Source organism: Acinetobacter sp. BMW17, from assembly GCF_001592855.1.
GTDB lineage: Bacteria > Pseudomonadota > Gammaproteobacteria > Pseudomonadales > Moraxellaceae > Acinetobacter > Acinetobacter johnsonii.
Genome location: NZ_LSOD01000035.1, coordinates 17,412 through 27,052 on the forward strand (window position 1 = coordinate 17,412; position 9,641 = coordinate 27,052).

At 45.0% G+C, this 9,641-nt stretch carries 9 protein-coding genes and 1 pseudogene; all 10 read right to left on the reverse strand.

Going from position 1 to position 9,641, the window contains the following annotated elements; genetic code table 11:
* Positions 1–59: 59 nt before the first annotated feature.
* A complete protein-coding gene (locus tag AXW61_RS10715; protein WP_062034292.1) occupies positions 60–1,379 on the reverse strand; it encodes a carbohydrate porin in 1,320 nt (439 codons plus the stop codon).
* Between the two features lie 60 nt (positions 1,380–1,439).
* A complete protein-coding gene (locus tag AXW61_RS10720; protein ID WP_062034293.1) occupies positions 1,440–2,900 on the reverse strand; it encodes a NosD domain-containing protein in 1,461 nt (486 codons plus the stop codon).
* 45 nt (positions 2,901–2,945) lie between these two features.
* Positions 2,946–3,806 carry a type I 3-dehydroquinate dehydratase gene (aroD, locus tag AXW61_RS10725; RefSeq protein WP_062034294.1) on the reverse strand — a complete coding sequence of 287 codons (861 nt, stop codon included), beginning with the start codon at positions 3,804–3,806 and terminating at the stop codon, positions 2,946–2,948.
* A gap of 150 nt (positions 3,807–3,956) precedes the next feature.
* Entirely contained in the window at positions 3,957–4,586 is a 630-nt protein-coding gene (pcaG, locus tag AXW61_RS10730; RefSeq protein WP_062034295.1) for a protocatechuate 3,4-dioxygenase subunit alpha, read from the reverse strand.
* 15 nt (positions 4,587–4,601) lie between these two features.
* Entirely contained in the window at positions 4,602–5,327 is a 726-nt protein-coding gene (pcaH, locus tag AXW61_RS10735; protein WP_062034296.1) for a protocatechuate 3,4-dioxygenase subunit beta, read from the reverse strand.
* A 26-nt stretch (positions 5,328–5,353) separates the two neighbouring features.
* The gene (pcaC, locus tag AXW61_RS10740) at positions 5,354–5,788 is read right to left on the reverse strand and encodes a 4-carboxymuconolactone decarboxylase (protein WP_062034297.1); all 435 of its coding nucleotides are present in this window, start codon (positions 5,786–5,788) and stop codon (positions 5,354–5,356) included.
* A gap of 14 nt (positions 5,789–5,802) precedes the next feature.
* Positions 5,803–7,158: an MFS transporter gene (locus AXW61_RS10745; protein WP_062034298.1), complete on the reverse strand. Its 1,356-nt coding sequence runs from the start codon at positions 7,156–7,158 to the stop codon at positions 5,803–5,805.
* A gap of 42 nt (positions 7,159–7,200) precedes the next feature.
* Complete coding sequence (gene pcaD / locus AXW61_RS10750) at positions 7,201–7,989, reverse strand: 3-oxoadipate enol-lactonase (protein WP_081408294.1); 789 nt, start codon at positions 7,987–7,989, stop codon at positions 7,201–7,203.
* Entirely contained in the window at positions 7,986–9,341 is a 1,356-nt protein-coding gene (pcaB, locus tag AXW61_RS10755; protein ID WP_062034299.1) for a 3-carboxy-cis,cis-muconate cycloisomerase, read from the reverse strand. Before pcaB ends, pcaD begins: the two co-directional genes overlap by 4 nt.
* A 22-nt stretch (positions 9,342–9,363) precedes the next feature.
* Positions 9,364–9,641: pseudogene (locus AXW61_RS10760) on the reverse strand (acetyl-CoA C-acyltransferase); the annotation flags it as partial.

The window sequence follows — 9,641 nt, forward strand, 5'->3', positions numbered from 1 at the left end:
GCCCCTGGCTCAGCAACAGTATTGCTTACATTTTAAACACTCTTTCACTTTAAATACGGTTAAAAATTCACCTTAACGCTAAGACCCGCCACCCAAGCATCATCCACTTCTTTCACGCCAAAAGGTTGATAGATATATTGCAGGTTGGGTCTGAGCATCACCGCAGGTGACCACTGATAGGTATAGTTCAACTCAACATTGAGTTCGTCATGTTGAATTGGGACATAGTCACTGGCAAGCGCGTCATAACTGTAATAACCACGACCTTCGTTAGTGGCGATTTGCTTATCCGTCACACGGTCATTCACCACATAGTTGGCCAAACCAAAACCAATAGAATCATTTGGACGGCTATCAAAAGGGCCTTTGTACCAAAGTGCCAGTTGTTGTGTACTTTCTACAGCGGTCGTGTCTCGGTCATTGATGACCCCATTGAAACTGATATATAAACCGCGCTTCGGATCAGCCCCGTGTTGAGTCAGTTGTTGTTGAGCATTCAACCAAAAACTATATTTACCATCGTGGATTTCTCCTGATGTACCCACATCTTTAGCTTCTGCTGTGGAATACAGTGCACCGAGTTTATATTCACCCGGTAAGCCATTAAATGTGGCAAGTTTTGGTTTCCACGCCAGTTCAACTGGAATGGTCGCCCCTTCGACATTGTCCATATCGAGGTTAAAGCCATCACTGTCTGAGTCTGTTTTGACATTGTCTGGGTTGACTTCATAGACGCCAACGCCAAGTGACCAGTCTGGTGCAAATTGATATTTAACATTGGTGCCCCATAAGCTGACAGGCCAGTTATACCAAATCGAACCAATGGACTTACCTAACTGTCCACCACACAAAAGTAAGTTCTGAAACTCACATTGCGAGCTGTTAAAGTCATCAGACATGCCCATACGACCAATTTTGAATTGAACGCGGTTATCATCAAATCCAGTTTTGATCCAAGCCTGAGTTAAGCGCCAAATTTTGCCACGACCATAAATTTCTTGGCTGTTGCCCAAGGTACTGGCACGAGGGTCTTTAATTCGTTCAAGCGTTAGGGCGTTACCATCACGTTTGGTAATCATTAAACCGGCTGTAGTATTTTCCCAACCTGCAATTTTATTTAAATCAAAATTGGCACCTAAGGTCAACTGCGCGGCATTGTCAAAACTATTGTCATCGTTATAACCACCATCCAGATTGGTTGCCGCCTGACTCATAATCGATGCTGTAAATTTATAACCTTGATCTTCCAGTTGCTTCCGTTCACCGTTCCAATCACCGAATAACCATTGACGATCTGCCGAATAAAATTCATTGGCTGAAGCCAATTGGCAAGTCATAAGCGCCAAAGATAATGTGCCTAGTTTTAATAGTTGTTGCATACCAAACATCCTTTTCTGTGAGGAAAGCTCAACGCAGGTGAGCTTTCCATGCGGTTTTTATTATTTAATGCGAACGGCTGGACTCAGTTCAGAAGTTGCCCCCAAACGGTCTGTAACATTGGCGGTGACATTGGCCACACTACTTGTTACTTTCCACATTGCTTGACCTTGACCTTGTGCATTCGTGGTCACCACTTGAGTACCTAAATACTGCTCTGCTTCTTGACTCTTCGCTTGACGATTAGCAAAGAATTCAACCTGATAGCGTTGATTTGGCTGTGCTTGAACTGTAGCGGTGACTTGACCTTTGCTATAGCTTAAACGTGGCGCTTGGATATTTTGGTTTGGCATCGCATTACAGCCTTGTTCATTTGGCTGTGTACAGGTTTTTTGCAGTTTTGCTGCTTCAATCACCACGCCACCACCACGAGAACCGACAAAGCCAGCATGTTCAAGCGCAGGCACTGCAAATACAATGGCACCCAAACGCTGATTAGGTACACACGAACCACCCGCTTCACAGCGTTTAATATCTTTGCCATTGCCCCAAATTAGGTTTTTGGTCAATGTTGTACGGGCATTGGCATCTTTTTCTGAACGAATGGCAATGCCAAGACGGTTACCATGAACTCTGTTACTGTCAAAAATGTTGCCATCACCGGTGAGGTTAAAGCCAATCGAGTTGTTGGTCAGTTCGTTATAAGCAATGTAATTGCGTTTACCCCAGTTGATTTGTAAACCATCCGAGTAGTTTTCAAATTTGTTGCCGACCACCGCATTGTCATTACCCCACAGGATTTCAATCCCTTGCGACGGTTCTGGGTTGGCTTTGGTTGAAGTAAATAGATTGTTGGCCACAAGGTTAAATGCCGCGCCACGCGTCAGCTCTAAACCATCGCCATTATCTACAAACACGTTATTTAAAACTTTGTTGTTATTGGTGGTGGTCGAAGTCGGATTACCCTTACCGTCATCACCCGTCAACATCACGCCTGAACCACCGTAGTTATTACTGATACGGTTATGTTGAATCAAGTTATTGCTTGAACGGTTCACCAAAACGCCAATACAAAAACGGTGAATATCCAGACCTTTTAAGGTCACGCCATTCACATCTTGCAGCACTAAACCCGGTAAAGTCGTGGTACGGACATTAGTGCCATACTGTTCAGGGTTTGCCCCCGGGCAGGCTTTCGCGCCTTCACCTTTAATATAGTTTGAACCATCAATCGCAATAAACTCGCCTGTTTTGTCCCATTGCGTCCCAATGATTTTCACTGAAGACTTAATTGGCGGTAAAGCTTGATTCAGTTTAATTACATAGGGTGCTTTACCCACAGCTTGGATTTGAATTTCATTTTCTTGTGTCGCATTGGCATTCGATTGTTCAATCGCCCAACGCAGTGAACCTTTTGCACTATCGTCCTGATAACGATCCACAATATAAGTTTCTGCACTGGCAAAACCTGATGCCGCTAAACTCAAAACCAATGTGGTCAAACGTAAAGTTGATGGTTTCATATTTTAAATCCTTTTCTATCCTTGAAGATGAATAACACAGTGCATTTAAGGGGTTGGTTGTACTGTTTTCAGCAACTGTTTGAGTTGAGTCACATCAATTTGACCCGGTGCAGAGGCTTCACCAATCATGCCGAAACTTAGGCTGCCGCCCATGTTGGCAGTCGCGACACGAGAAATCGTACCCAACTGCCCCATCGACATGGTTAGCAGTGGTTTTTGACTTTTTTGACTCACAGCCAACGTAGCATTCATGAGGGTAAAGACATCTTGTTTTGACTTTGGCATCACCGCAATTTTTAGAATGTCGGCACCCATCTGATCTTGTTTTAGCAGGCGGTTTTCAATTTCTTGTTGTTCGGGGGTTTTGGCAAAATCATGATTTGACATGATCACCAACACGTTCTTTTCATGTGCTAATTTGGTTAATTTCGCCACACTGCCTGCATCACGGAACATTTCGATATCCAGCAATTGCATAAATGGCTTTTTCAGGTATTCACGATAAATCTTTTCATAGTCTTGGTCAGACACCGTCATTTTACCGCCTTCGTTATGGGTACGAATGGTCGCGATCAACGGTTTATCTTTTAAAATTTGATTCAGCTGCTGACCCAATGCGATGACTTTTTTGGTGTCCGCAGAAAATTCGAGTAAATCGATACGGAATTCAGCCAAATCGACATCAGGATTACTGGCAATCACTTTGGCTTGTGCAATCGCTTGTTCAGCCGTTTTTGCGGTAATCGGTACAATGGTTTTGACAGGTAAGTTGCCAATATTGAGGTTTTTCACCATATAGTGTTGTGCACTTGATTGAGCAGATTCAGCTGCAAATGCAGATGGCATTGCTGCGATAACCGCACTGCTTAAGCAGAGTTGCATTGCTAATTTTTTGATGGTAATCATTACATTTCCTTGTATTTACAAACTATTGCCTGACTTCTGTCATCAATGGCAAACATACGTGGGATGAATGAAATGGGTCATACCATCACCACGTATAAACTTTTATCTTTAGAGTTAGTTCAAGATGTCTCGCACTAAATCTTGGAAAATTTAGATATCCAAAAAGACCGTTTCGTCTTCTCCTTGAATACGAATGTCAAAGCGATACACCACTTCACCATCACGCTGTTCACGTTTTGCAATGAGGGTTTGACGACGAGGTGCCCACTCAATGCCTTTCAGCACAGGATCTTGTGCATTGGCTTCCGCTTCATCTTCAAAATAGACACGAGTGTTCAAACCGATGTTGATACCGCGTGCGAAAATAATCAGGGCAATATGCGGGGCTTGAGTTGTGCCTTTACGTCCCGGAACAGCACCCGGTTTAATGGTATTGAAACTCCAAAAACCAGTTTCAAAGTCTGCCCCTGTACGTCCCCAACCGAAGAAGTTTGGATCGACCGCTTTGCCTTGAATATCCGCCGCACTTGGATACACGCCGTTGGCATCTGCTTGCCAAATTTCAATCAATACATCGCGTAACGGCAAACCTAGACCGTCGAATACTTGACCCTCTAAGCGAATACGTTCACCTAAGGTTTTTTCTTGAACCAACTGATTGTTAAAGTTGTTTTCAAAGACTTCGATGTTGGCTTGTTGGGGCAACAAACCAATGTGTACGTATGGCCCACCTGTTTGAGATGGCGTTTCATGCAATTCTTGAAAGTTCCAATGGTTCATGTTGCTCTCCCTGAATTAAGTCAAATCATTTTCGAAATATGTCGCACGACGACCACGTAAAGTGATGTCAAAGCGGTAACAACGGCTGTCTGCTTCAATGAAGTTGCTCTTATCTTCCAAGGCAATCAATGCACGACGTTGTTCTTCCGAAGGAATGGTTTTAATAATTGGACACGAATCAATCAGCGTATCGCCTTCAAAATAGAACTGTGAAATAAGACGCTGCGCCCAACCATCTGCAAGTAAAGAGAAATGGATATGCGCTGGACGCCATTCATTAATACGGTTACGCCATGGGTAAGGACCCGGCTTAATGGTACGGAATACAAAATAGCCATTGGCATCGGTCATCATGCGGCCACAACCACCAAAGTTCGGGTCCATCGCACCAATAAACTGATCATTTGGATGACGGTAGCGCCCTGAAGCATTGGCTTGCCACACTTCGAGCAAAGCATTTTTAACTGGGCGCCCAAACTGATCACGCACATAACCATGCACAATAATGCGCTCGCCAACTGGCAAACCTTCTTTGGCATAGTTCAAAATCAAATCGTTATCTTTAGGCCCAAACTGTTCGGCACTAAACTGCGGTGAAGTCACTTCAGTTAAAGTTTCTGCAATCGAAATCAACGCATTTTTTGGCGAGCGTAATACACTGGTTTTATAGCCGGGTGCATATGCTGGCGGGTGATCTTCGGTATTGCGTTGTGCATAAGCACCTAAAATAAGTTGCGACATGTGACGTCCCTCTTAATCTTGTTCCATTACTCTTGATTCGTTTGTGCTTGGCTAAGCTGCTGTTCGCTCAGCTTTTGCGTGGCAATACCCAAATCTGCAAAAACTTCTTCTGCCATATGCATGGCTGCATTGGCTGCGGGCAAACCTGCATACAGTGAACAGTGCAAAATCAATTCTTTTAAGTCGTCCTTGGTCACACCATTGTTAAAACAAGCACGTAAATGCATACGTAATTCGTCTTCACGGCCCAATGCCAATAACACGGCAATGGTGACTAAGCTACGGGTGTGGCGCGGCATGCCCGGTCTAGACCAGACTTCGCCCCACGCAAAACGGCTAATAAAGTTTTGAAAGTCAGCATTAAAATCATTCAAGTTCTCAAGTGAACGACCGACATGCTTTTCACCCAGCACTTCAGTGCGTACAGTGATTCCTTGTTCATAACGTTGTTCATCATTCATGGGAGAAACCTCAATTAGGTCGCATCGGTATGTGCGACCAGTGATTTAACAAAAATAGCGACCGCTGCTGCTGTTGCTGGAATTAACAGTAGACTTAAAATAGCTGTAAACGACCAGTCATTGCCCAGTAAAACTGCGCCGATCCATGCACCAAATACCGCACCGAAACGACCAATCCCAGACATCCAAGCCACACCTGTTGCACGGCATTGGGTTGGGTAAAAACGAGCGCTGAGTGCTGGCATAGCCGACTGTGCACCATTAATTGCAACACCAGCGCAAAGCACTAAAATGGCAAGTAAGGTTGGATTTGCTAAGCTCTGACCAACGGCAAAGGCAAAGATCCCAGCGACAAAGTAGAAGCCTGCAATAATGCGGTTCGGGTTGAAACGGTCCATTGCCCAGCCAATAAATAAAGCGCTGAGGACACCGCCAAACTGGAATAAACCACCAATAAATGCAGCACGTTCCATAGTTGCGCCAGTTTCACGCATTAAGGTTGGTAACCAACTGGTGAGTAGATAAATCATGACCAGACCCATGAAATAGGTCAGCCACAATAAAACCGTGCCTTTGACATATTTATGAGAGAACAACATGCCAAACACACCTTTCTTCTCTCCACCTTCGGTTTTTTCTTCAGGTACATGAAACTCAGTGACACCTTGTATTTTTTCAGGTGCAATACGCGTTAGAATTTTGCGGACTTTTTCGGGGTCACGGCCTTTCACAATCAAGAAACGATAAGATTCAGGTAAGAAGAAAATTACCAAGATCATCAAGATCAGTGGCGACCAACCGCCCAGTAAAAATAAGCTGTGCCAACCAAAGGTTGGGATCAACCAACTGCTAATGAAACCGCCTGTCGCCATACCCAAGTTGTATCCACAGAACATACAGGTCACGAGTAGCGAGCGTGAGCGCTGTGGGCAATATTCAGAAAATAGCGTGGTTGCATTCGGCATCGCTGCACCCAAACCAATGCCGGTTAAAAAGCGCAAGACCACCAAGGTATTTAAATCAGCTGCATATGCCGATGCCAAAGTAAAGCCACCAAAAATCAGCATCGAAACACTTAAAACAATCTTTCGCCCAAAGCGGTCAGCAGTTGGACCAGACACCAAGGCACCAATAATCATGCCACCTAAAGCCGCACTCATGACTGGACCCAGTTGCGAGCGATCTATTCCCCAGTCTTGTGCCAAGGCTGGAGCAATAAAACCCATTGCCGCAGTATCAATACCATCCACAAAAACAATGAGAAAACATACAATTGCGATCAACCACTGATATTTGCTAATCGGTGCATCATTAATCAGTGCTTGTGCGTCTATACTCGTTTTTTGAGTAGCGTATTCCTGAGACGCCATACCTGCCTCCTTGGGCTGAAAGTCCTTTTAAAAATCCTTAAACTATTGAATCGATCCAATAAACTGACTGAGAGTTTGGTTAAACAGCTCAGGTTGCTCAATATTGGAAAGATGCGATGCATCAATCACCGCGAGTTCACTCTTTTGAATCTGTTGTTGCATAAAGACGCCATCTGCCACTGTGGTGACTGGGTCAAATGCGCCTGCAATCACTAAAGTTGGAATCTGAATCTGTTGAATTTGAGTAGATAGATCTGCTTGCGCGAGCGCTCGGCAAGATTCTGCATAGCCCAGTGCTGGCGTAGTCGCTAAAGATTGAATGGTGCGCTGCGCCAAAGCATCATGTTGATAATCAAACTGCTCACTAAACCAGCGTGTATGCGTAGTCGCGACCAAATCTGCTAAGCCATTGGCTGCCACAGCATCTGCACGCGCATTCCAACCTTCTTCAGTCCAAATTTTGGCTGCTGAATTCGCCACAGTGATACTATGAAAACGATCTGCATGGTGAATACCGAGCCATAAAGCCGTCATGCCGCCCATTGAAATCCCGCAAAAATGCGCTTTTTCAATGTTTAAACCATCAAGAATATCAATCACATCTTCTGCAAGGTTTTGTACAGTGGTCTGCTCAATCACATCGCTTTGCCCATGACCACGCGTGTCATAAGTCAAGACTTTAAAATGCTGTTCGAAGGCAGAAACTTGTGGCTGCCACATGCCTTTATCCGTACCCAATGAGTTTGAAAATACAATCACAGGTGCATGGTCTTGCCCACTGATTGCAACAGATAAAGTCTTGCCTTGACGATTGGTCATCGTGATATTCACTTTGCCTCTCCTTTTGCTTCTTGCAACACCGCATTAATCTGGTCTTGAATATTGCCAAGATATGACGCAGGTTTAAAAATTTCTGAAATCTGAGCAGCGCTAAACAAGTCTTTGACTTGATCCAATTCCGCAATCACATCTTTTAAGTGCACACCTTTTTCAACGGCTGTTTTACATGCTGCTTCAACCACATGGTGCGCCTGTAAGCGCCCCATATGTGGTGCCAATGCCATCATTACAGCTTCTGCCATAATTAAACCTTGGGTACATTCCAAGTTACGCTGCATGTTCTCGGCATTGACTTGCATGCCTTGTAACACGTCTAAAGTCCGCTCCAATGCGCCTGCACACAGTTGGAAAATTTCAGGCAATGCCAACCATTCTGCATGCCATCCACCTAGACTACGCTCATGTTCCTGTACCATGCTTTGGTACAAACTTGACATCAACACAGGTACACGATTGACTGCTGCCAAAACGGATGCCGCAGCAACAGGATTACGCTTGTGTGGCATGGTTGATGAGCCACCACGCCCTTTCGCTGCCGGCTCAAGCACTTCTGCAATTTCAGTTTGCATCATCAATGACCAGTCACGCGCCATTTTGCCCAAACTGCCCGTCACTATCGCGAGAACACTCGCCACTTCAACAATACGGTCACGCTCACCATGCCAAGTACAGCTTGGAACAGAAAGTTGTAACTGAACGGAATAAGCATGAACCACAGCAGTACCTTGTGCTTGCAATGAAGCCAATGAACCAACGGCACCGCCTAATTGCGCAGTAAAAACACGGGCTTTCATGGCTTCAATACGGGCTAAATCACGATGAAATGCCGAGGCCCAACGCGCGAATTTATGCCCCAAAGTAATCGGCAACCCTTGCTGCAACCATGTGCGTCCAATCATCACTTGTGAGCGATACTGTTCAGCTTGAGCCAATGCAGTGCGGTAACATTGATGAATTAAAGCTTCAACATGCGTCATTGCAGCACGACATTGCAAAATACAGGCAGTGTCTAAAATGTCTTGACTGGTTGCGCCCCAATGCACATAACGCGCAGCACCTTCATCACTTTGTTTCACAATTGCAGTTAATTGCTTCGCAAAAGGAATCGCGATATTGCCCGCTAAGCCTGTAGCAAGAGCTAAAGCATCAAAGTCAATCTGATCAATTGCAGTTGCTGCAATGTTTGAAATTGCTGTTGCCGCAGATTCTGGAATAACGCCGACCTGAGCCTGCGCTTGTGCCAAGGCAACTTCAGCCTCAATCATGTAAGACACCAACGCGCGATCACTGAAAATTTCAGTCACCTCGTTTTGGTAAAATAAGCTGGCATATAACTGGCTCATGATCGCTATCCTTAAATCTGCTTTAAACGCGCTGAATAATCATTGCAATGCCTTGGCCGACACCAATACACATCGAACATAGCGCATAAGTTCCACCGGTTTGTTCCAATTGGTTTAGAGCTGTGGTCACCAAACGCGCACCCGATGCACCCAGTGGATGACCAATCGCAATCGCACCGCCATTTGGATTCACTTGTGTGGTGTCATCTGCCAGACCTAGGTCACGGGTAACGGCCAGTGCCTGTGCTGCAAAGGCTTCATTCAGTTCAATCACATCCATCTGCTCGATGCTGAGATTGG

What these genes read in the sequence shown, in the direction of transcription:
- AXW61_RS10745 (WP_062034298.1), bottom strand. Translation starts at nt 7,158, where the DNA reads ATGGCGTCTCAGGAATACGCTACTCAAAAAACGAGTATAGACGCACAA.
- pcaC (WP_062034297.1), bottom strand. Translation starts at nt 5,788, where the DNA reads ATGAATGATGAACAACGTTATGAACAAGGAATCACTGTACGCACTGAA.
- pcaG (WP_062034295.1), bottom strand. Translation starts at nt 4,586, where the DNA reads ATGAACCATTGGAACTTTCAAGAATTGCATGAAACGCCATCTCAAACA.
- AXW61_RS10720 (WP_062034293.1), bottom strand. Translation starts at nt 2,900, where the DNA reads ATGAAACCATCAACTTTACGTTTGACCACATTGGTTTTGAGTTTAGCG.
- aroD (WP_062034294.1), bottom strand. Translation starts at nt 3,806, where the DNA reads ATGATTACCATCAAAAAATTAGCAATGCAACTCTGCTTAAGCAGTGCG.
- AXW61_RS10715 (WP_062034292.1), bottom strand. Translation starts at nt 1,379, where the DNA reads ATGCAACAACTATTAAAACTAGGCACATTATCTTTGGCGCTTATGACT.
- pcaH (WP_062034296.1), bottom strand. Translation starts at nt 5,327, where the DNA reads ATGTCGCAACTTATTTTAGGTGCTTATGCACAACGCAATACCGAAGAT.
- pcaB (WP_062034299.1), bottom strand. Translation starts at nt 9,341, where the DNA reads ATGAGCCAGTTATATGCCAGCTTATTTTACCAAAACGAGGTGACTGAA.